Consider the following 24,973-nt stretch of genomic DNA (forward strand, 5'->3'; position numbering starts at 1 on the left):
ACTAATCCCTTTAATGGAATTAGTTATTTTTTATGATTCTACATGTATTTGTCACAAGTATTGATATCTTTACACCATGTAATTTTCAATAAGTTGTACAAATGAAATTAGTCATTTCTGATCCAAATCAACTGTAATATAAACTATTTGCTCATTATCCTTTAAATTCCAATCCCTAGTATCCGCAACTTCAGGATATTCAGATTCATCTTCAAGCATAGTTTCAATAGCATCCCTTGCATGCAATTGAACATCCGCCAAAGAATCACCTTGTGTAACCATACCAGAAATATTTGGGGAAGTAGCAACAAAATAATGACCATCATCATTAAACTCAGAAACAATCACTGGATATATTAAATCTTTCATATTTATTGGCTCCTTTGAATTAATATCAATTCCAGACTATATTATCTATATTCTTAAATAAACTCACAATATATCTAACACCATTTAACCTGATATTTAAATCCAAAACAAAAAATACATTGATAAATTATCAATACAATAAATAATATAACTACTTAAATATTTGAAGAGGAACTCTCACGTCAGTAACCTTTCTTGCAAAGGCATATTTTGTATTAATAAGATTTTTAAGTTCCCTTACATTACTCAAATTAAATGTATAAGGCTGTCCCCTATTCCAGTCAATATATCTGGCGGAATAGGTTTTATTCTCATTTTTATTAAATCTACTTAAAATTGTTTGTACATAAATTTCATCCGCCAAAAAACTATGTAGAAACATATCATAATTTGGATATTCAAGAATCTCCTTTAGTAGATTACTTCTAAGGCTTATCCAATTAGTCCCCTTACGTACCTCATTACCCTGTTTAAGTCTATTAATTCCAAGTAATTTGTTGAATAATTTGGCTGTCGACACAAATATAACATGACATATTTTATTTCTAATATTAACATTTCTAAATGGATAGTAATACTTTACCCTAGTACGCATTAATTCAGTTACAGGATTTTGAAAAGATATATATGCGTCATCCTTAAAAAAGTTTTTAAAATAATCTCTTGTCATTAGTGGAATATCAGAAGACGAAATAAGATGAACATAATCGTAATTAAATTTACTATTATATACGCTTTCAAATAGCCTATGTTCAGCAATAACTTGTGTATCTGTCCCCCAGTATACTTTTGATCTATTAATAAAAAACAATTTTGAATGTACTGAATTTAACTTAGGAAGTTTATATTTTTTATCCCAATGTATATAAAAATCTATATCGGTATCATCTAAAATATTAATTGTTTCTTGAAGTATTTTGGAATCACCATATCCAATTACCATGATTGCATGTCTCATATAATATTTCCTTTTAAAATTACAAAAATAGCGCTTCGTATATTACGAAGACGCTATTTTATATCTTAGTATTTAGCTGTAGTAGTTGTAGCTGTAGTACTTGGAACATATTGAATGTTACCAGTATTAGCTTTACCTAATCCTAAACTGTTACGTAGAACATTAGTTTCACGTTGCAATTCACTCTTAGATACAACTTCCATGCTTTCACCATTGATTGTTGTTTCTGTACCATCTAAGTGATCTTGGTTAACATTCTTAGTTGCAGCACGGTAATCAGTACCGATAGTCTTCAAATTATCAAATGTTAGATCAGTTAGAACTTGGTTAGTCAATGAGTTGATGAAATCTTGGTTCAACAATGTTGAAATTGAACCTGATTGAACAACAATACCTGTAACGACTTGGCGTTGACGAATTTGACGACTGTAGTCACCAAATTTACCACTCATACCAGCGTATGCCAATGCTTGGGAACCGTTCATGTGAGTCTTAACACCCTTTGTAAAGCTGTAACCTTGATAGTTGAATGTCCACTTAGGTGTAACATCAATACCACCAACTTCGTTAACAACCTTGTTCAAGCCACTAACGTTTAGTAGTACATAGAAATCAACTGGTACATTTAGTAAGTCTTGAACAGTTTTAACACTAGCTCCGGCTTGACCTAATGCATAAGCTTGGTTAAGAGCAACAGGTGATGAACTCTTTTCCCCAGAAACACTCTTTAAAGCCGTTTCCCCAGAAACACTATCAACAGTTGTTTTGTTTGTTTCAGGGTTGATAGTAACAACCATCATACTGTTAGTATGACCTGAATAATCTCTACTCAATTTATCTGAACCTGAGTTAGTACCCATGATTAAGATTGAGATAGGCTTCTTAGCCTTTAATTTTGCGGCTACATCAGTATTGTTAACACCAGCTGATTGGAATGAACTATCAACTGATCCCTTAACACTGCGGTATTTTGACATACCTAAAGCAGCGCCACCAAAAACGAATAAAAGAACAAAGGCAATTAAGAATGTTCTTAACTTGCGACTTTTGTGGCTCTTATGTCTATTTTGCATATGTTTTCCCCCTAATATGATTCAAAAATCATATTCCTCATTTAAAATACAACTTTTGATGATGAAATAAATTCATATCTCCATTATACGATTTTATTACGGTTTTTATACCGTGCATGAAGAAATTAATATATTTTTTATCCGCCTCCTTTGATATTCCGCATCTGACCATACATAAATTCTAAATATGGCGTATATCTTACAATAAGATATTTGATTTTTCCATATAAAGAATGAATATCTCTAATGTTTTCACGTTCACCTGAAACCTTGTCCATATAAGCTCTCATAACCCATGAACCATTTAAAGAAAATTCTTTTTTATTCAAACATTCTTTAATGGAGTCCCGTAATCCCTTATCCAAAGAAACGTACGAATTATTATTATTAGTCATTTTTTCAATTTTAGAATTATCAAATGTTCTATTAAATAGTCGATCATATTTTAATTGATAATATGATTTCATTATCGTAGCTATAAATTCAGAATTATCACTATAAATGATTTTAGGCTTTTTACCAGTTAGTTTAATAATTTCTTTTGAATACATATCTATAATCTGTTGCCAAGTGGCAAACTGATTAGAAGTTATATTAATGGTCTCTCCTAAAAATTTATTATTCCCCACTACCATGGAAATTCTAGAAGAAACATCTTTTCCAAAGGTTAGCGTTGTCTTACAATTCAATAAACTTCTAGGAACTACAATCGTTTTGTTTTGAAGCACTCTGGTAAGCCACAGATCCTTTTCATATATTCCTAATTGTAATCTGTTACTTTCATAAGTAATATATGGCCGTATTATGGTCCAATTCTTTTTGCCTGAATCAAATAATAAATTTTCCTCACGCGCTTTTGTTAAAGAATAGTCATCTGTAGACAAGTACTCCTTATCCTTTGAAATATCTAATAACCTTGGTGAACTCTCAGTTATCCGACCGTCACAATTTGCATATACCCTGCTAGAACTAAGAAAAATATACTGGTTCGTTGAATTTAAAAATAAATTAACTCTTTCTTGAAACTCCGATACTTGATAAATCATGAAATCAATAATTACATCATATTTATTTTTCAAAATTTCTTTGAGAAAGTTAATTTCATGAGCATTTCCTTTTATATAATGAATATTGTCTTCATCTTCATGATGATATCTGGATGTTACATAGACATTCATTTTAGAAAGACTCAATATACTAGTTAAAGGCCTCCCCATTGCGCCAGTGCCACCTAATATAAGTATTTTCAATATTTTTTCCAATCTATTTATTTAAAATATGTTTCACTAAACGTATTCCTTTATCTCCAAGAACTTTTTTCCCGAGATGCTCAAAACGTCCTAAATGAGTATGTTTTATATTTCTCATTAACCAAAGTGCACGACTCTCGTCCTCACTATTTGTAAAGACCTCAAATACCAGCGGTTTTGATGTTTGATTACCCGTTGTAAATAAATCTATTTTGTTCATAAATTCATCTTTAGAATCGGCACTTATATATTGAAAGCCTAGATTTTCAACGAAATCTTTAACCAATTCCCTAGACTTATTTCCAAAATGTCCTGATGCAGCAATATAATCATTAACACTTTTACCAAACATGGAACCTTCATTATTATAATTTTTAAATTCCATACCACCTCCATTATTAATCAATAATATTCTGATATTATTTCCAATGAATCTATTACCATTAACATTTAAATCATAGAAAAAAGCTAAATCGCCAAATACACCAAAAAACAGTTTACTTGGATCAGCTATTGAAGCACCCACAAGAGATGAAACTCCTCCATCAATTCCAAACCCTCCAGTGTTAGAATAACCTAATACACTTTTAGGAACTTCAAAAAAATTCCAACTTCTAAGTGAATTCAAAATCCCTAAATGAAGAACTGATTTTTCTGGTAATTTAGACGACATTTTTTCAGCAATCCAAATATTTGAAAATGGTAGTTTTGGAATATTATTATAAAGCTCTTCATTTTCCAATTTCCAGGCTCTCAAATAAGAGTCATCATTTTGATTATTTTTTACATTCTTTGAATATAATTCAAAAAAATTCAGTTCAGACATCTGGAATATATTTTTTAATTTTCCAAATGTATCTTTCAATTCTCCATCGTCACTAACTCTCCAAACCGCCTTAGGATTCATAGTAGAATATGCACCTGAAACTTCGCCGATATGAATCATTACATCCATTGTTCTTAAGGAGGACCTATACATATCTTGATTACATACTAAACTTATTGGAACAGCAAATTGACCTTTATAATTACTTGTCTGATCACAAAAAACTACCGCATTATACCCCTTACAAAATAAATCGACAGCATCACTTAATTGTTTACTCCATTTGACATGCGCTCCAACGTAAATGCCAACATGGTCACTCTTCAGTTCAGGTAAAGTATCGTTTTGAGTAAAACGTTCAATGTTACGTGTCTTAGGAAGATTCTTAACTGAGAAATTCTTACTATACATCGTTGTTAAATTAACATGAACTGGTCCAATACCATTATGGCGTATTTCCAGAAGTGCTTTATTAATCAATATATTACAAGCCTTATAGTCTTCGTCATCACGTATCATTGGAATTTGAACGGTCATTTTTACAGCATCAATTGGAACTATACTACGATCAATAACTTGAGGGATGTTTTGACCAACTCTACCAGTAGGTTGTGTAGAAGTTATTGCCAATATTGGCAATTTTCTATAAAAAGCTTCTGTAAGGCCTGGTAAATAATTTCTCGAGGCCGTTGCTCCAGTACAAGTCAAAGCCACCGTTTCTCCGCTTTCTGCAGCCATACCACAGGCAATATACGCTGCAGAACGTTCATCAACAGATGATATAATTTCAAAAAAAGGATCACTCTGTATACTTGCTAAAAACGAAATATTTGTAGTCCCTGGACTTGCCACAACCTTTCTAATACCTTTTTTTTTCATAAGATAAATCAACATCTGAACATTACGTTCATCAGTATAATGAAAATTCATGTATACTTCTCCCATTTTTTATTTTCTAATTATATTTAATAATATATCTTTTTCATACCTATTCGCTATGAACCTAATAAAAATAAGCGTATAGATGACTGTATATATAACTCCAAAAACAATAAATTTAAAAATATTATCCACTTTAATAAAATTTTGTGTCACTAATAGTAAAAGAGTTGCCACTACAAACGGAACAATAATTTTTATGGTTTCAATCCAATATTTTTTCATATTAAGATTTATTTTTTTATAATAATACCAATTCATAAAGAGAACATTTGCTAATACTACACTAATAACATACCCAAGTGAGGCACCTAAAAGCCCCCAATAAATAGAACCCCAATACGTTATCACCATATTAACAATTGAAAAAGCCAAATAAACTATTGATCTGAACATATGCTTATTCATTGCACGTTGAATTTCAATACCTAGATTTTGAGATAACGGAATAATAGATGGTAGAACCATAAATATAACAAGATAATATGCCATATAATTCTCCCTACCAGCCCACTTAAGAATAAAAAATTTTCCAATAACTATAAATCCACCTAATACAAAAAATAGCAAGGACATCTGTATTCTGCCAACTCTAATCATAATATTCGTCAATGCTGACTTACTTTCTCCCTTACTAACTAAAACATTTACTTTAGGAACAAAAATACTAGACATTGAAGTTGATAACATAAAGAACATACTTTTTATTTGAATAGCAATTGAGAAAGTAGCGACCATCTTTGCACCTTGTGTAATTCCAAGTAAAAAGTTGGGGGCATTATTATTAATAAGATCAACAATCTGGTTTAAAAAAATAAAAAAAGAGAACAATAAGAGGTCTTTTAACAATCTAAACTGAATATGTTTAAAATCAAACCTCATGCCCAATTTATTTATACAGTAACGAATATTCAATGCAAGAAACAACATTGTCACTAATACCTGTGTTATTTCTATTGATAGAACACCAACTCCCATAAATATCAAGGGTACACAGATGATTGGAACCAAAAAAGTTTGAAGCAATTGTCTACTTTGTTGGAAAACAAATTTTTCATTCACAGTTATATTGGAGTCAAACACAGAAGAAATAAATGTCAATGCTATATCAAAAACCATAATTAGCATCAAAGACTTTATTAAATTAAGTTCCCTATTATCCAACTTGGCTCCAAATACTACGTTACTATTTACAACCAGTAAAGATCCTAATATTAGAGCAATAACACTGATAAAACTAAATATAATCATGTATAATCCGTTCAATTTCCGTATACTACTTGTATCATCTTTAACTAAATAAATAGTGTAAAATCTAACATATGCACTTGAAAATCCCATGGATAACAAGCTTAAACTCATCATTACCGAATTAGTCATCTGAAATAGTCCGTAATCTGACTGTCCAACATACTTAAGTAAAAACGGCGTATACAAGAAATAAACCAAATTCTTTGCAATAATATTTACATACGATAATATTGCACCTGATTTTCTTTGATTCAAAATATAAATTTCCTTTTTATGTTTTTATGAGAAATAAATCTATAGGGAAATTGAATCATCCAATGATTTTTTTAAGTAATTTAAAGAACTTAACCTTTTCATTTTTAATAATTCATTTACCGCGTCATAATCTATTTGATAATCATTTGATTTCCCATGCCAACAGTCCGTTAAATTAAAAACATTCAGTAACGTACTTATCCGTGAGTTCATCGGTTGACCAAATTCTTTTCTGGAAAAAACTTCAAACTTCTTATTAAAAATAATAGAAAAAACAGTCCCATGAAAAGAATCCGTGAATACCTCATCTGCCTGAAAAATCAAATTAATGAAATCTATGGGATCTGTTTCCCATAGATTTCTATTTTCACGATTACCTAATTCTTTTATAATAAGATTTCTTTTTTTAGCAAAATCTATTATGTAATCTCTATCAACATTTGACAACTCACCTAAAAAGTAAATTAAAAGATACTTTTCATGATAAATCGGTCTATTATTCAATAACTTTAACCACTCTTCTTTTTCTATTAATAGTGTAGGATCTAAAACCAACATGGCACTTTTACCAATGAGGTCATGAACTATTTTCTGCCCTTCTTGTTCTCTAACAGAAATATGGTTTATATTCTGCAACCCCCCTTTATAGAGTGACATATAACTACGGGGTATGCTGTCGATTCCAAAAGATGCAGCATAACTAATCTTGGGTTTCTTAGAATATTCAATAAAGTCATACTTCGAAAAACGATTACTAAAGTTATAATTCCAAACCTGATCGCTACCTATCACGTAACAATCAAAATTATCATCAAATGAAAAATCAACAGTATTTTCATTCAATATAAACTTGCTTTCCTTTATATAATCACGTGTAAACTTTAAAAATTTACTTTTTCTGATATCATCACTTTTCGTACTTATTTTTGGTATTTTCCTTTTCTTAAGGGTGTTAACAATTTGAGTTAGAAATGTGCCATTTTCAACACTATTTCTAACTTTTTGTAACTTACTAATTGGATTATCCGTATAATTTCTTATGGTTGTAACTTCATTTCCCATGTCCTCCAATACCACCTGCAATGCATAGTTTTGTAGTCTATTGCCATAATTGGAATAATCATTAACAGTGTTAATTCCTATTTTCATTTTTATTTTCCTCTAAATATTATCTAATAAATACATACGGAACAATTTCTCCAAAATTATTAAATAACTTATATATTAGTAGTATAATTCCGATGAATATAGTGGTCGATGATAAAGCAAACCTGATTACTTTATATTCAATAAATTTTTTTGATATTTCCTCTATTAAAATAGGTAATGCAACAATTGAATATACAGCAAAATATTCTGCCATTCTTACTAATAATTGAGAATGTCCACCCATCACATAAAGAATTCCTCCAATTTGTGTCATAAACAATACAAAACCCCATTTATCATTATCAAGAATATTGGTTGTTGTGGAACCAACCACAATTATACATATCAAAAACAGGCCTAATAAAATACTTCCTCCACCAGCTTCATACTTACTATTACTTAAATAATTACTATATATAGAATAATGAGAAAAAAATTGTGAAAAAACGCTAAACATTTTTCCAAATAATGTTGTACAAAAAACAGTTACAAGACTTGTAAGCAATAACCCTTTTCCACTCTTAGGTACTTTCCATATAAAAAATCCAATCAAAGCTATCAAAGCCGTACTATGTATTCCAATCCCCATTAACATGATTACTATTGAAAATAAAATTCTTTTGTTATGCAATAATGCCATTGACAACATGGTCAACGCTACAGCCAACATTTGCCTTTGCATATTGAAACTTTCAAAGTAATAATAAAAAGTTAAATAAATTGAGAAACTCATAAAAAAATATTTGCTATCGTTCCCAAACAAAACGATAGACTTATAAATTGAATATACAGTTAAAAAAGAAAGAAAAAATATAAAGTAATGATAATTACTATTAAAAATATTCCACATAACATTACTGAATAATGAATATAAAACCGAATTATTACTGTTCGGATCCGATACCTGATTCAAATAATAATTAACATACTGAAAGGTATCGGTACCAACAGTATACGAACGTAATCCCATAATTATGGAAAAGTGCAACACGGATACCCAATAATAGACGTTTTTATTAAATATTTTTATTGTTGAGAAAAAAGCACTGTATAAAAAAAATATTAAAATATTACATAAATAAAAAGCCATGGTTCCCTCCGACAATAACCTTATTCGTTTTCACTAAAACCACTTATCTTTTCGATACAAAATTATACACAGCTCTAAATACTCGTTTTCCAAATAGGCTTACATAAACTCCTGCATAAACTTTAAAATTGTCTAGTTTTTTGAATAAGATAGTTTTCCTACATTGCATCATTTTATTCCATAATTTATCTGCATCATTTTTATTATCACTATTTTCAATTTGAACCCAAACATTTGCATAAGCGGCAAAGAGCCTTCCTAATAATTGATACTTTAAACTGGGGTACTTATTCAAAACAATAACTTTCACTTTTTCACAAATTTCAATTATATCCATTTTTTTTGAATTAAATGGACTATTCATAGTACTATTACGTCTTTGATAATAAAAATAATCTATGCAAGCAACATTGGAGACACTTTGTGCAATACCTAATACTTTAATACAAACCAAAAAATCTTCATAAATCATACCATCAGGAAACTTTATATCATTAAACAATTGTCTAGAAAACATTTTCCCCCAAACTTCGCAATCGGGATTCTGACTCAACACTCTACTCAAGCCTTGTTTTCCAGTAAGATTTTCAACTTTTTGTTTCCAATCATATTCTTTACTAAGAACATTACTATCATTATCTATAGATATGGAACCTACCATTGAAATATCTTGGCCTTGTGATACTCCCTTCACTAAATGAAACAAATAATCTGAAGTAACAAAATCATCACTATCAACAAAGGTTATATAATCTCCTCTAGAATTTTCAATCCCTTTATTTCTAGCAGTACTTCTCCCTAAATTTTTCTGAGTTATTACATTTATCCTATTATCAAAGAGTGACCAGTGCCTTATCTTACCCAAACTATTATCAGTTGAACCATCATCTATAATAATCAACTCAAAATTTTTATAACTTTGATGTATTAAGGAGTTGATACACCTATCAATATACTTTTCTGAGTTATAGCACGGTACAATAACACTGATTAACTTATCCACTTATACTAATCTCCATTTAATCTTTTAAATATATAAATTTTCACACTACCTTTTTATATACGGATTCAATCCCTTTAACCATTTCTTTTACATTATATTTTTTTTCAAATAACTTACGACTAATTATGGATTCATCATTTTTGTTTTCAATAACAAACTCAAAGAGAGAACATAGGTTATTCTTATTTAATATTTCCTTGTTAGTTATTAACCTTCCATTGTTGCTGACCAATTCCCTATGCCCGACTATATCAGTTAAAATAAGAGGCAATCCGACCGATAACGCTTCAATAACCGAAAATGGTTGCCCTTCATACCTTGAAGTAGACAAGAAAATATCCGAAGAATTCAAATACTTAAACGGATTACTAGAGTAACCCACAAACTTAATTTTATCTTCTAAATTAATATTTTTCACTTGCTTAATACATTGATCAAATAATGGTCCATCTCCTACCCAAGTGAAGTTAACATTAGGAATAATTTCACAAATTGTTTTAGCAATTTTAATAAATAATTCAGGATTCTTTTGATAGTCGCATCTTGCAACATTAACAAACCTTAATTCCTTAACATTATCCATTTTTACTTCATATTCACTATCAGGGACACCATTGTTAACTACGGTCGATTCCTTTTTTGAAACAATACCGCTATCAAATGCATAGTTTTCTTCTTCTTCAGAAACATGTATATTCATAGAAAAGAAATTACTCATAAATTTTTCTACAGTAATAAGCAAAAAATCTTTAACCCATCCTCGACTTATCTCAGAGTAATATGCATGAGGTGTATACACTATTGGAATTTTCGAAAAATATAATATCTTATACATAATAACTACTATTCCAGCTATAGTGCTATGTGCATGAATTAAACTAATATTTTTATCCACTACAATATTATGTATAGTTTTAAATGATTTAATGAATTTAAAAATATTATTAGGGAAATATGACATATTGTCATCTACAATAAATGAACCAGAAATATTTCCCCCACGTTTTGAACTTACTAAAGTTGTCAATTCAAACTTCGAATTATCTATATATTCATTCAAGTAATCAACCTGTCGCTTAACTCCGCCATTGTATGATTCGCAGACCTCTAAAACTTGAAATTTATTACTCATAGAATTAATTTAGTACGCTCCTTTCCCTCTAAAAATATTAAAAACATTCATAAATATAATTTTTATATCCAAAAAGAAACTACAGTCATCAACATATGTCATTTCAATACTAGCTCTTTCTGGATAACCTATATTACTTCTACCAGATGCTTGCCATAATCCCATTGCTCCAGGTTTTATTGACAATAACTTATTAACATCAGAATATTCCGACAACTCTGGTTCAATAACTGGACGAGGTCCAACTATACTCATATCCCCAAACAAAATATTTATAAACTGTGGAATTTCATCTATTGACGACTTTCTTAAAAATTGTCCCAGTTTAGTAATCCTTGGATCATTATCTGGTTCTAATTTGTAATTATTTGCAACATACTCTTTATACATCTTTTCATTTTTATAAAGCTTTTGCTCAGCCCCAACAACCATTGATCGAAATTTATACATACCAAATTTTTTACCATGATAACCAACACGAATTTGTCTATAAAAAACAGGTCCACGATTTGAAATACTAAAAGTATCCAGAATCCAAACTAACAAAAAAATAGGACTAAGGAAAACAAGCGCACACAATGAGATTAATATGTCCGCACTACGTTTACTTATCCTATATATATAATGATTAGAAAACGATCCCGTTTCATTTGATACTATGTGTGATCTTTTACCTTCCATTTCCATATTTGTAGCTTCCCCCTCAGAAAACATGTACTTTTATAAAATACCCATTAAAAAAAGCGTCGATTTAAACACTTAAAAAGTGACTCCGCTTCCACAAAATAACTAAAATAATCCAAAGAACCTTTTCTTTTTAACATCTGAAATTCGACTGATTTCATCAACTTCAACATCAATTCCATTCAGAATATTCTTTGCGTTTTGATTAAATTTCTCAGCCCTTTCAGAACCTTCTTGTTCTGTTAACTTAGCAAATGCCTCTCGCATCATGAATCGACGTCCCTCAAAATTATGCGCATCTGATGCAAAGACAAATCCTAAGTTGGCCTTAATGATTTTCTCTGTTAATTCTTGAACTTTTTTACCAAACACACCTAAGTAACTGCTACTTGTTAATTGAGTTAAACACCCCATTTCCACAAAGTCATACAACTTATCGGGATCTTTTTGAAATCCCAAATTACGTTCCGGATGAGCTAACACCGGTGTAATCCCTCGTGACGTTAACTCAAAAATCATATTCTCAGTGTACTCAGGTACTTCATTGTGCGGTAATTCTAATAACAAATAACGATTACCTGCATCCATAAATAGCACATCGTCACCCCAAACGGCGTCCATCAAGTCCCCAGTCAAATGAACTTCCTGACTAGGAAATACTTTCAGCGGTATCTCTTTATCAACTAAACTTTGTTGAAACGCTGCCGTTTTTTCGATAACTGCTAGCCTATGATTAACGTAATGGCTATCCATATGGTGCGGTGTTAATAAAATATGACTAATACCTTGATCCACAGCTGCTTGTGCCATCTTCAATGCCATTGTTTCATCTTTAGCACCATCGTCGACTCCTGGCAAAATATGGCAATGTAAGTCAATTAGTTTCATTTCTTCTTATCATCCGTTCCATAATAACCGCCGTAGTAACCGCCATAATAACTACCACCATAGTAGCCACCAGATTTTTGTTCAGTTACACGGTTCATAATTGCTCCCAAAATGTTGGCATTAACAGTTTCTAGTGCTTCTTTAGCATGCATAACACCAGCCTTATCAGCGATACCTTGTGGGACAACCAAAATTGTTCCGTCAACTCGAGCTGCTAAAACTTGTGCATCAGTCACGGTATTAACAGGCGGTGCATCGAGAACTAACAAATCAAACTTATCAGTCAAACGAACTAACAAATCCTTTGCTCGTAAGCTTCCCAACAATTCAGCTGGATTAGGTGGTACTGGACCACTAGTAATCACGTATAAACCATTAACAACTGTTGGTTGAACAATTTCTTCAAGTGTTGCGTTACCCAATAAATAGTTTGATAATCCCCGACGATTGCTGACACCAAACGTTTTGTGAACAGTTGGACGTCGTAAGTCCGCATCAATCAAAATAACTTTTGAACCTTGATCGGCCCACGTTACTGCTACGTTATTACTAATCGTTGACTTACCTTCAGATGGATCAGATGAAGTGAACAACAATGATTTCAATTTCTTATCAACTGAAGAAAATTGGATATTCGTCCGAACTGTCTTGAATTGTTCTGAAATCATCCCTTTAGGATCGGTGTAAGTAACAAGTCCAATACCGTACTTCAAGCTGGTATTATCAATCTTATGTTTTCTACGACTAAATAAATTAAAAGCCATCGCCTACACTCTCCTTTGACTAGGTTGTGGTGCCACCCCAGGGTTTGTTGATCCATAAATCTCTTGTTTGTTATAAATGCGTTTCTTAACTTCATCTTGATCAATTTCGTTAACGATACCTAGACTGTTCAGTCCCAATGTATCAGTTAAGAAGTCTTCTGAAGTTACCGTTGTATCGGTAATTTCACGAATGAAGGCAAAACCAATTCCAAGTAATAATCCGACGACAATTCCTGCTAACAAGTTCAACGTCTTTCTTGGACTAACAGGACTCTTTTCAATCGAAGCTGGTGAAACAATCGAGACATTATTAATGCTCATGATTTTCCCAACTTTTTTCTTGAAAGTCTTGGCAGTTAAATTAGCCACGGCTGCTGAAGTATATGGATCGGTTGTCTTAACTGTGACAGAAAAGACTTGTGAGTTTTGTTGACTACTGACCGAAATATCCTTCTTCAAAGCACCCATTGAACCAGGATAACCAGGATAATTGCTAACTTGACGGTCAACTGTCTTCAAAACTGTGGGACTCGTAATAATATCTTTATAAGTGTTGATCATCTGCACGTCCGCTTGTGTTTGTTGCAACTGTGCAGCCTGCATATCAGCGGAAAGCTTCCTATTAACTAATAACTGTGTCGTTGACTCATACTTAGGTGCCATGACGAAAAATGTCACGAACGCTACGGCTAAAGTAACGACAAATGTAGTCCCCAAAATCATTTTTATATGTTTACGGAGTATGGCAATAATCTGCATCATACTTATCGTTTGTTCTGACCCCAATGAAATCCTCCGATATAACTAAACTAATATAATTAAAAACTAATGTGAATTAATTAAATCTTATCACAATATACTTACAGAATATGTGATGTTATTAAAATGTAAATAAAAAAATTCTACTGTCAGACGCATTTATAAAATATGGCTGTGAAATATGTCACTAGACGGCATTTTCGCCGAATAATGGTCATAACTCGAACAAAATTTTATAAATTATGATTACATTTTATTTTTCCAAAAATAAGTTCAATATTCGTGGCCGGTAATATTTTATTTATATCAGAAAATTACATGTATTATATTACATGGCCTATTGAATTAAAACAACCTATCTTTTCCTGAACACAGTCGTCTACAACAACTCAACTGCTCCAGTAATATTCATTTCATCATATAATTTCTTCTTAATAGCCCGTTTTTCCAGTTCTAATTTTTGCATGGCAGCTTCGACTTTTTGATTTTGTTCAATAAAGTCATCTGCCATTTTTATTTGCTCATCAAGACTAATAACAGGTACTGGTAATTGTTCCAAGTCACGGATTGGTATTTGTGTGATCGTGCTACCTACTGATGAATTGCCCAACAAAATTTGAACTAAAGGACTGCCCAAATACAAACGCAACCACATTGGATCATATTTCTTCGTCTTTAATCGTAAACGAACCAAATTAGAATTGATTGCCACATTATAAACTGCTTCATCGATAAGTTTAATTTTATTTATGTTGCCACGGATTGCCATAATGATGTCGTTTCTTCTTATTAAATAGCGATTAATATCCGCATTGCCGCTCAAGTTGAAATACGTCAACGAATGATAATTAATCTTTGGCTTAATATCAGAAATTTTGATAATTTGGTACATCCCATCAGTCGACTCTTCCCGACCAGTCAAATTAAAGCCACGGGTAATATCAACCACTTCATTCAATGGAACCTTGGCCATCTTCTTCAAGTTATCACTGTGGAATTGAACATCATTACCATCAACTTTATAAAGTGTGGAATGAACATAACGTCCAACCAATAAGGTCGATTTTTGAATATGGTCAGTTGAAACAATCTTAGAGATTCCTTCGATATCCTTTTTATCGTGATACCATTTCGTGATTTGAGCAATTTCGTCATCATTAAATTCAACAGTCCGCGTATTTTGTGACTGCAATTGTTCTTTATCAACGTTAATAAATTGAATTTTGCCACGCATTTTCTCAGGTTTATTCAATGATAAAACTAACGCTGAAACCGGGGCTGAGCTTGTCCCAATAGATCCGGCTGGCAATGAGACAACTGTTTCAATTACATCATAATCAATCATCTTATTACGAATAATGCTGTCCATTCCACCATGGAATAACGCTCCATCTTGAACAATAATGACAGCTTTACTGCCTGGCTTTTCATTCAACGAACTGAGCGCATTACTAACAAATGCCCAATCCCCTGATCTTCGTGAAGGCACACCAAATGGAAAACGATTGTATTTATCATCGAAAAGATTCTCCGTATATTCCATCTTTTGACCAATTGGAGGAACCGTAATAACCTTGTCAAACCTCTCAAGCTTGCCATCTTTGACATATCTCGGTTCGTCCAAAACCTCGCCAGTATAAATTTTCGTATGAACGGCGCCCAGACCAAGTGCAGCAATGTAACCCATCGCAACAAAGCGTTCATCGATAAATTCAGCTGTGATATCTTGTTCAGGATTGTTCATAATCAATTTGAAAATCAGCTCACTGAAACCAAATGTTGGGTCCAAAACTTTGTCACAGCTTTTGACATCAGCTAAAGAAACTAACAATTTTTCAAAGCTGAACTTCGAATTCAACAAGTTAGTCCGGAACTGATTTCGCACCCGACTGCCAATGCCCATCAAATGTAAGATAGGAATGTTAATCATCTCGTTGAATAACTCGTTACGTTGCTCAGTAGTTAACCGTTCGTCGGCAGTAACGGCACTTTCAAATAAAGCATTAAATTCGTTTCGATAATCTGGCACATCAACGGCATCAAGTTCTGACTTGAGACTCTTGCCCTTTAAGATCCAATTACGGTCAATTTTTGAAGTCAATCGTAAATATACGAATGAAAAAATCAACGATTGAGTATCCTCAGTTGATAGCATTGATTTAATAGTCTTTGGCACTTCCATATATTTACAATCTCCTCGTATGGTCATAGTTTGACGTTAGTATAGTTACTACTAATCTACTTGCAGTTAATAATATATACCTATGTAGACAGTGTGTACATGTTGAATTTGGCGATTTGTTATAATATTTTGCTGTCATGGGAAAATGAAAAACCACTTAAAGTGCTGGATCTAACCAACAGTTTTAAGTGGTTCTCATTTTTCATAAATTATCTCCCGGTTATCTCCCGGTTATCTCCCGGTTATCTCCCGGTTATCTCCCGGTTTCATATTATATTAACTTGATAAGTTATTAATAAGAACATAACGAGTTGCTGGACCAGAACCTATCTTCTTCAAGATTTTAGAATCTACCATATCCTTCAAGTTTTTATTAGCTTGACTGTCCTTTGTATCAAGCAATAATTCAACAACTGGTCTTGTGATATAAGGATGCGTACCCAAATAAGCTATTACTTGACGCCAATTATCTGGAATTCCCAAACTATCTTCTCCTAACCCAGATATATCCGGTTTAATAACCTCCACCTCACTTGTCTTTTCTTTATAATTCAAATTAGGAAAAGCAACTTTAACAAAATCCTCTTGTGCATCGAAATTAGGATGCACCTCTTCTTCTTCATAACTACTAAGGATTCGGCGAATCCCGGTTCCATAATCCTCAATATATTTAAGCTTATGTAACGTCTTAACTATTTGTGGATTTCTGGGAAAAGTTTGTCCATTCAAAACCGACTTCAACATCATTCCACCCGGTAAAGGTCCTGGAGACATGATGGTTAACCTATCATCGAATATCTCGATTTGAATTGGTGATCTACTAAAATACGACCGATGAACAATTGCGTTTACAAAAGCCTCTCTTATCGCCACCTTAGGATAACTACGTTTTTCATCCCTTTGTCCCTTTCCTGTTATTTCAGCCGAAAGAGCATTGTTCAAATTAACATACGTCAAAACTTCATCTATTTGCTTTGGTAAACTCCCAACAAATTCACGTCTATCCTTAAATCTATCAACTGTTTTCCCATCAAAAATAGCCACTTTAACTGAAAAGGTATTTTGATCACTAAACAAAAAAGCAGCATTAGTATATTTATTATCTTTGGAAAAAAATCCCAGTGCCTTAGGTTTGTAGTCTAATTTTTGTTTCTTAAAAATATCTTTGATAGTATCAAAATTCAACTCTTGAACAGGTGATTCCGAAATATCGAATGTATCCAATTTTTGACTAAAAATCATTTTAGTTAATTTTTCAGAAGATGCCTTCACTGATTCTGAACCATTTCTAACATAAGCTCTGCCATCTAAGAAATACGGCTTTGAAGGTCCTGGATTAACTTCAATACAAAAAATATCATTCTCCAACTTAGCTTTAACTAAACCAATTGGACTTGGATAATAAATTCCACTGGATAGCCAATGACTCAATTGTTCCTCAACTTTATGTCTCTCCATATTAAAGAAAAGTCGATTAAGCCGTCGATTGTCATCTATGCCAAAATAAATATAAGCAGTTTGTCCTCCATTTAACAGAGCTGCAATTTCTCGTTTACACTTTTCATTAAATTCTGCCTTATATTCAATAACTTCACTTTCGGATGGAAATTGTTCCTGATCTTTTAAAGATAGCACGTTAGTTTCCTCCTGATTTGTATAGTTGTTTTCAGGGGGATAATACAATGTTTTGTTAAATTACAGCAACCGATTTTGTCAACTTTCTTACAAATAATAATCTCTCCTAGAGGCGGAACTTAACGACAATTTTTAGCAAAAAAAATAAGACCACACAATCTGTGCAGTCTTATCTTCATCTAATTACCATTCATAATCTGTAGGATCTTGCAAACCACGTCCAGTAGCTTTATCCAACATAATTCTTTGTTCAAAGTGAGCTACATTACGCTTTGTTTCCTTAACCATATCTGGGTTAACAGATACATAGTCAATACCGCTTTGAATCAAGAAGTTAGTAAATTCTGGATACTCTGAAGGTGCTTGTCCACAAATTGAAACAGTTCTGCCATCTTTGTGTGCAGCCTTGATCAAATGACGGATAGCACGTTTAACAGCTAAATTACGCTCGTCAAACAATGGCGCAACTGTATCATTGTTACGATCACAGCCAAGAATCAACATGGCCAAATCGTTTGATCCAATGGAATATCCATCGACATACTCGTTGAATTTATCTGCCAAAATAATGTTTGAAGGAATTTCAGCCATCATGTAAATCTTGAAGTCAGCGCCTCTAATTAAGCCTTGGCTCTTAATAATATCAGTAACTTTTTGAGCTTCGTCAAGTGTACGAACAAATGGAATCATGATGTTCAAATTCTTCAATCCATAAACATTACGTACTTTCTTAACGGCTGCCAATTCAAGTTTAAAGGCTTCAATATACTTAGGATCGTAGTAACGTGAAGCACCACGCCAGCCTAACAAATCAGATGGTTCATGTGGTTCAAACTCATCCCCACCTTTAAGGTTACGATATTCACTCGATTTGAAATCAGAAAGACGTAGTACAACTGGTCTCGGAGCCATAGCACGAGCAACTTTGGAAATACCGTCAGAAAGCATATCGACAACTTTGTCTGGACGGCCTTCTTTAATCAAATATAGTGGGTGTTCGTGAATATATGATGTCCAAATGAATTCTTCACGCATCAAACCGATTCCGTCTGCAGGAAGTGATGAATATTTATCAGCTAATTCGGGATCACCTAAATTCATCATGACACCTGTTGCAGTTGGAGCAAATGTTTCAGCAGCAACTACTTGTCCGGCAGCTTGATTAGTTGTAGTTGGTTTCTTCAATAGACTAGCAACTTTGCCTTGGTAAACGACACCGTTTTTAGCATCAACAGTAACGACATCGCCATCGTGCAAAGCTTCAGTTGCGGCAATTGATTGACTCTTTGTCCCGACGATACATGGAATTTGCATTTCACGAGATACGATAGCAGCGTGACAAGTCATACCACCATTATTAGTTATAATAGCAGCGGCTTTCTTCATAGCTGGAACCCAATCTGGAGATGTCATCAAGGTTACCAAAACTTCACCTTGCTTGAATTGGTCAATGTTCTTAGGATCATCAATAACATGAACTACACCACTTGCTAATCCGGGACTTGCAGGTAATCCACGAACAACAACTTTAGCATCTGATTCCTCAACCACGTTATCATCTCCACTATCAGTATCTTTGTTCTTATTCTTTTGTGACCAGAATGTCTCTGGACGAGCTTGAACAATCCATAAACGATTAGTATTTACGTCCAAAGCATATTCCATGTCCATATAACAGCCATAGTGTTCTTCAATCTTCTTAGCATATCCAGCTAATTCAAGCACTTGATCATCTGTTATGACTTGTTTATCTTGTAATTCTTCAGGAACTGGTTCTTCTTTAGTACCACCGCCAGCAATTCTTGAAAGTTGAACGGTTTGTTTAACAACAGTCTTATCAATAATCTTTTGAGTCTTCTTATCAATTACAAAGTGGTTTGGTGTTACTTTACCTAAAACAATATATTCACCTAAGCCACGGATAGCATCAATGACAATCTTTGAATCATCACCATTAGAAACGTCAACAGAGAACATGATTCCTGATGCCTTTGAGAAGACCATCATTTGAACAGCAGCTGATAAAGCAACTTTATCATATGGGAATTGTTGCTTGTTACGATAATAGGTTGCACGAGCAGTGAACAATGAAGCGTAGCATTTCTTAACACTTAAAACTACGTCATCCCCACCTTTAACATTTAGATATGATTCTTGTTGACCGGCAAATGAAGCATCCGGAAGATCTTCAGCTGTAGCAGATGAACGAATGGCTACGAATGGATCCTTTTGACCCATCTTATCAGCCAAATCTGCATAAGCTTTTCTAATATCTGCTGCCAAGTCGTCAGGGAACTTAGCACCAACAATCAGATCACGAATTTGCTGGCACGTTGCACCAAGCTCATCTGAATCTTCGTAATCCTTAATGCTATTCAGCAATGCGGTTACCTTGTCATTCAAGCCAGTCTCATCCATAAAGTAACGATATGCTTTGGCAGTCGTGGCAAATCCATAAGGTACAGGCAAATCCATCGACGAAGTCATTTCGCCTAATGATGAAGATTTACCTCCAACTAAATTAACATCTTCCCGATGCAATTCATTGAACCATAAAACGTTTGCTGTATCGCGATTAATCATGAAATTACCTCCTCTTGTGGAAACAAAAACTGATTGTGAAATCTTTATCTAAATACAACTTTATTGTATTCCTGCCATGTATAAAGTGCAATAAAGATTTGATTTTTATTTACGATATTTTTAATCAATAAAATGAAATAATTTGGGCAAAAAAATAGTGACTAAGATTTCTATTTTGTAGAAAATTTCTTAGTCACTATTTTTATATGATTGGCGCTATATCAGCACTTATAACTAATTTGATTAGCTGATAGTTTTATAGAATATATTCTTAATTAACAAGTTGTATCATTCAATTATCGACTACTTTTTTTGTCTAAAAAATACGTTTTATACAAGATGTCTCATTTTGATGTTTGCTTTTGTTTAGATTGTTCATTTTTTATCAAAATCATATTAATTGCCGAAAATGTCTTAATAAATTCTTTGATTAAAACCTCTTAGTTCATCTAACATTGCTGGACGTTTCTCGTACTTCGATTGCCAGTCTGAAATTATTTTGACTGCCAAATCATAACCTCCGTTCAAAGTAGCCATGTGATTTAAAATTCTTACAATATTTCGGTAATGACCTCTGCTACCTGATCTAGAAGCTAAATGTTGAACTTCAGCTTCATATTTTTGGAGTACTTCTTTAGGGTATTTTTCCTTTAAGATACCTTCATATCGTTCCATCTCATATAGTCCATTTGACTTCAAAACAGCTGCTAATAATTGGTTCCATAGTTTTTCTTCAACATATAGACGGTTCATATTAGTCTTTTGTTTTGTTAGGACGGCAAACAATTTACCACATTGCGGTTTCCATTCAGCAACTGTAAATTGTTGCTTATACTCACGATAAACACCAATGTCTGCTGGTGAATATTCGGTTAAAATAAGCCACATCTCATTCAGATAGTTATCCGTTTGCCCGGCTACTTGATAAACATCTTTTAACTTGTTACTAAATGTAGCAACAATACCAGGCCATTTTTTAAAATGTTCTTTACCATCAATTAAAGATTTAATGGCCTCTTGATAATTCTTTTGTTGAATACAGGTGTTGATGTACAACATTCGCACGTCAGAATAATTATCATTCTCCAGGCAAAACTGATTAATTTCTGTGATTGGTAAATTTAACTTCTTCATAATTTGCACGTGATAAACGGCCCACTTAGAAATTTCATAACTAGATGAACTGGTTTTACTGTCATAGAACTTCTTCTCTGACCAAACTAACTTCTTTTTCAAAAATACCTTTTCGTTAAATTCAGACAATAACAAACCGTCAAAAATATCTTCAAAGATAGGCAATTTATCATACTGATTGAGAAACCACGTGAACATTCTTTTTTCCAAATCTGGACTAGCTTCTTCAAGAAGATGGAACCACATATCATCACAACATTCTGCCAAGCGCATCAACCCACCGCTGGAATCGTCTATATCTAGGCTATTCAATTTGACAGCGACATATCCCAGTACGTCAAACGCCAAGTCAAATTCTTGGTGATTAGCAAGATTTAGTGCATTGTCCACGATAAAATCAGACATATCCCTTTCAAAATAATCAGCTGCACGATAATCAATAAATCCATCACGATCAGCATTTTGGGCAATCAGACCGTTAATTTGTTTCTTGTAACGAGTAAGATCATCGTCAAATTGAGGAGTAATCAAGGACTGAAATAAATCTCTCAAATGAGCATCATTATTTAAAACCGCAGATAGAAAGTCACGCACTTGTTTGTTGGAAGCTTTTTCGACTAACACATCAGCTGCACTACCCTGGGCTTCACTGGAATTATCAGTAAAAACTAAGACTGCTACCATATGCTTACAATATTTACCATCCTGAGCATATGGACAATCACAACTGGCATCAGCAATCTCACCATTCCTAAGCTTTATTTTGACATCATAAACTTCTGATCCGAAAACTTTGGCAGTTATTTTGGTCTTGGTTTGTTTAAAATCTTCAACTAAGCCTTGATCAAAGTAATCATATCCACGTTCCAATATTTGTGGTTGAAATAGATTTTCCCAGTCCATTGGTTTGTGCTCCTTTGGTTGTTTAACGTTACTATAGCAAAAAAATAAGACTTCTTGTATAGAAGTCTTAAATTGAATACGCAAAATCATCTTGTTAAACTAATTAAGAAAAAATCGGGAGATGACAATATGCAAAATTCCACTAGGATTAAAGCTAAACTATCTTCAAAAAATCAATTAACAATACCTAAGGTTATTCGTGACTCACTTGGATTATCAAATCAAGATGAGGTGATCTTCCAAATAGATAATGGTACAGTCGCTTTAAAAAAGGGAAATGATTTTTGGAACGAAGTTAAACAACAGGATAAAGTATATGGCGACCTCAGTACTGGTCAACTTGACTGGAATTCTGATATGGGTGAAGAAGTTATTTTCGATTAGCTATTTTCTCAGCAGAAAATGATAGTACTACAAATATATTTCAAATTTTTTTAAACATCATCATAAAGGTGGCAAAATGTATGAATTTAATAACAACAATTTTTGATTTTTAAAAATACATGACGTCATGGAACAAAACTTGGACATCAGGTACTATTCATTTCTAAAGCTTTTAAAATACTTTTGTTTCGGACTTCTTGGCTTATCAGGAATGGTACGACTAATTAATCCATTATCTAATAATATATTTAGAACACTTTTTCTATAACTATTTAGATTTCCTTTATTTTTGTAATCTGATAACTCATATATTTCTCTAGTAGACATTGGTTCAATTAAAATCTTTAATACTTGTGATTGTTCTTCCGTCAATCCATATTGGGAAATATCTAAGTCTTTAACTTTTGAATTAACAGACAAATTACTTAATCCCTTATTGGTAATTGGCAAAGTTACAATAAAATGATCTTCATTATCAATAATTGGTTCACCACCAAGTAATACTGGTGCAAAATCAAATATTTTACCAACTCCAGAACCTATCTCATCAATAAGTCCAATCATATGGAATATTCTTGCGATATTCGGGTTCTTAGGATAAGGTCTTATTTCTCCTCTTTTTAACTTACCTGGATGAACTGGTTTATTGGCATTTTCAATAACAATGTTTTTGTTTTCCACATCTATTCGTGAGACAAAGGGATTTGAATACTCACGATGAACCAACATATTCACAACTATTTCTCTAAATAGAACATCTCTTATTTCAACTCTTTTATCTTTCTGCATATAAAAAGGATTACTAATATGCTTAGATATAAACCTCATGATTTCTGAGTAACTATCAATCAAATTTGTCGAAATACGTAAACGATCGTCATATCTTTCAGTGTCATTAATTCTTATAAGAACGTCGATAGCAAAATACGGAATAATTCCACGGATAACTTCGTCTTTTCCAAAAGTTAACACGCCAGCTAAAGTAAATCCCACTTCTCCAGTAAGATAATCTTTACGATACATAGATAAACTTTTTAAAACTTCCAAATCTGTTTTATCCGTGAGATTAGATTCTCCATCCCCATTAACACTCACTTTTCTAATACGCTCAATTAATTCATGCTTAAAATCTTCTATTTGAATATATGGATAAATTTTATTCTCAGTATATTCAGATTGCTTACGAGTATACATCTGTTGAACAAGATTAGTATTGTCAGTAATGTCAATATCCGAATCATTGTTACGATCAAAGATAATATGTCCATTCATTCGATGTACCTGTGAACTATTAGGCACAAAAACATGTAAAATATTTTTACCATCAATTTCATATGTATCAATATCTAAATACAGTGGAGGAGATATCTTTTGTCCGGACTGAATTACCGTAACAAAATTCTTCTTCATATCTTTTATTCTTTCAGATGAAATACCCAATAACGTTCCATCATCTTGAACTCCGAAGTAAATATTTCCACCATAACGATTAGAAAATGCACAGACCGTCTCATAAACGTCCTTGGGGATTTCACCCAATCCATCCCGTCCCTGAGAGGCTTTAAATTCAATACTATTGGTTTCCTTGCCCACTTCAATTTCATTTCTAATATTATCAGGAATTTCTTTCAATATGCTTCTCCTTATTGTCTATATAAAAAGATAACTTCACTTATTTATAATCCTTGTTTACTAAGTTTATACCTTTTTCTAGTTATCCAAGTTATTCTTTAGCCGGAAACTTATCCCATCTTATCCAAGC

Annotated in this window: 20 protein-coding genes; 1 reads left to right on the top strand and 19 read right to left on the bottom strand. The window is 32.7% G+C overall.

The window, feature by feature from the left end; all coding sequences use genetic code 11:
* Positions 1 to 111: 111 nt before the first annotated feature.
* The 18 genes from FD31_RS10325 to FD31_RS10410 form a co-directional block, all read right to left on the bottom strand.
* Entirely contained in the window at positions 112 to 369 is a 258-nt protein-coding gene (locus tag FD31_RS10325) for a type II toxin-antitoxin system HicB family antitoxin (RefSeq protein ID WP_057892700.1), read from the bottom strand.
* A 151-nt stretch (positions 370 to 520) separates the two neighbouring features.
* Positions 521 to 1,327 carry a beta-1,6-N-acetylglucosaminyltransferase gene (locus tag FD31_RS10330; protein WP_057892701.1) on the bottom strand — a complete coding sequence of 269 codons (807 nt, stop codon included), beginning with the start codon at positions 1,325 to 1,327 and terminating at the stop codon, positions 521 to 523.
* A gap of 65 nt (positions 1,328 to 1,392) precedes the next feature.
* The gene (locus FD31_RS10335; RefSeq protein ID WP_057892702.1) at positions 1,393 to 2,400 is read right to left on the bottom strand and encodes an LCP family glycopolymer transferase; all 1,008 of its coding nucleotides are present in this window, start codon (positions 2,398 to 2,400) and stop codon (positions 1,393 to 1,395) included.
* Positions 2,401 to 2,537: 137 nt separating this feature from the next.
* On the bottom strand, positions 2,538 to 3,650 hold the full coding sequence (locus tag FD31_RS10340; protein ID WP_147007328.1) for a Rossmann-fold NAD(P)-binding domain-containing protein: 1,113 nt from the start codon (positions 3,648 to 3,650) through the stop codon (positions 2,538 to 2,540).
* Positions 3,651 to 3,663: 13 nt separating this feature from the next.
* Complete coding sequence (locus tag FD31_RS10345) at positions 3,664 to 5,406, bottom strand: thiamine pyrophosphate-binding protein (RefSeq protein WP_057892704.1); 1,743 nt, start codon at positions 5,404 to 5,406, stop codon at positions 3,664 to 3,666.
* Positions 5,407 to 5,424: 18 nt separating this feature from the next.
* Positions 5,425 to 6,921, bottom strand: a complete 1,497-nt coding sequence (locus FD31_RS10350; protein WP_083483646.1) for a lipopolysaccharide biosynthesis protein — start codon at positions 6,919 to 6,921, stop codon at positions 5,425 to 5,427.
* A 39-nt stretch (positions 6,922 to 6,960) separates the two neighbouring features.
* Entirely contained in the window at positions 6,961 to 8,070 is a 1,110-nt protein-coding gene (locus FD31_RS10355) for a polysaccharide pyruvyl transferase family protein (protein WP_057892706.1), read from the bottom strand.
* Between the two features lie 19 nt (positions 8,071 to 8,089).
* On the bottom strand, positions 8,090 to 9,160 hold the full coding sequence (locus FD31_RS10360; RefSeq protein WP_057892707.1) for an EpsG family protein: 1,071 nt from the start codon (positions 9,158 to 9,160) through the stop codon (positions 8,090 to 8,092).
* Between the two features lie 43 nt (positions 9,161 to 9,203).
* Positions 9,204 to 10,163 carry a glycosyltransferase family 2 protein gene (locus FD31_RS10365; RefSeq protein ID WP_057892708.1) on the bottom strand — a complete coding sequence of 320 codons (960 nt, stop codon included), beginning with the start codon at positions 10,161 to 10,163 and terminating at the stop codon, positions 9,204 to 9,206.
* Between the two features lie 40 nt (positions 10,164 to 10,203).
* Positions 10,204 to 11,295 (bottom strand): glycosyltransferase, encoded by a 1,092-nt coding sequence (locus tag FD31_RS10370; RefSeq protein WP_057892709.1) that lies wholly within the window; start codon positions 11,293 to 11,295, stop codon positions 10,204 to 10,206.
* A gap of 9 nt (positions 11,296 to 11,304) precedes the next feature.
* Entirely contained in the window at positions 11,305 to 11,976 is a 672-nt protein-coding gene (locus tag FD31_RS10375) for a sugar transferase (protein ID WP_083483651.1), read from the bottom strand.
* Between the two features lie 108 nt (positions 11,977 to 12,084).
* Positions 12,085 to 12,867 carry a tyrosine-protein phosphatase gene (locus FD31_RS10380; protein ID WP_057892710.1) on the bottom strand — a complete coding sequence of 261 codons (783 nt, stop codon included), beginning with the start codon at positions 12,865 to 12,867 and terminating at the stop codon, positions 12,085 to 12,087.
* On the bottom strand, positions 12,864 to 13,631 hold the full coding sequence (locus FD31_RS10385; protein ID WP_057892711.1) for a CpsD/CapB family tyrosine-protein kinase: 768 nt from the start codon (positions 13,629 to 13,631) through the stop codon (positions 12,864 to 12,866). The genes FD31_RS10380 and FD31_RS10385 overlap by 4 nt, the downstream gene beginning before the upstream one ends.
* Positions 13,632 to 13,634: 3 nt before the next feature.
* Complete coding sequence (locus FD31_RS10390; protein ID WP_057892712.1) at positions 13,635 to 14,417, bottom strand: YveK family protein; 783 nt, start codon at positions 14,415 to 14,417, stop codon at positions 13,635 to 13,637.
* A 352-nt stretch (positions 14,418 to 14,769) separates the two neighbouring features.
* On the bottom strand, positions 14,770 to 16,572 hold the full coding sequence (locus tag FD31_RS10395) for an N-6 DNA methylase (protein WP_057892713.1): 1,803 nt from the start codon (positions 16,570 to 16,572) through the stop codon (positions 14,770 to 14,772).
* 276 nt (positions 16,573 to 16,848) lie between these two features.
* Positions 16,849 to 18,207, bottom strand: a complete 1,359-nt coding sequence (locus FD31_RS10400; RefSeq protein ID WP_057892714.1) for an ATP-binding protein — start codon at positions 18,205 to 18,207, stop codon at positions 16,849 to 16,851.
* 183 nt (positions 18,208 to 18,390) lie between these two features.
* Entirely contained in the window at positions 18,391 to 20,790 is a 2,400-nt protein-coding gene (gene ppsA / locus FD31_RS10405) for a phosphoenolpyruvate synthase (RefSeq protein WP_057892715.1), read from the bottom strand.
* Between the two features lie 414 nt (positions 20,791 to 21,204).
* Entirely contained in the window at positions 21,205 to 22,827 is a 1,623-nt protein-coding gene (locus tag FD31_RS10410; protein WP_057892716.1) for an SWIM zinc finger family protein, read from the bottom strand.
* Between the two features lie 129 nt (positions 22,828 to 22,956).
* Between FD31_RS10410 and FD31_RS10415 the strand changes: the two genes are divergently transcribed.
* Complete coding sequence (locus FD31_RS10415) at positions 22,957 to 23,211, top strand: AbrB/MazE/SpoVT family DNA-binding domain-containing protein (RefSeq protein ID WP_057892717.1); 255 nt, start codon at positions 22,957 to 22,959, stop codon at positions 23,209 to 23,211.
* 153 nt (positions 23,212 to 23,364) lie between these two features.
* On the opposite strand, the gene FD31_RS10420 is transcribed toward FD31_RS10415, so the two are convergent.
* Positions 23,365 to 24,843, bottom strand: coding sequence for an RNA-binding domain-containing protein (locus FD31_RS10420; RefSeq protein ID WP_162258551.1), 1,479 nt, complete (start codon positions 24,841 to 24,843; stop codon positions 23,365 to 23,367).
* Positions 24,844 to 24,973 lie beyond the last annotated feature (130 nt).

It is taken from the genome of Companilactobacillus nantensis DSM 16982 (assembly GCF_001435815.1).
GTDB lineage: Bacteria > Bacillota > Bacilli > Lactobacillales > Lactobacillaceae > Companilactobacillus > Companilactobacillus nantensis.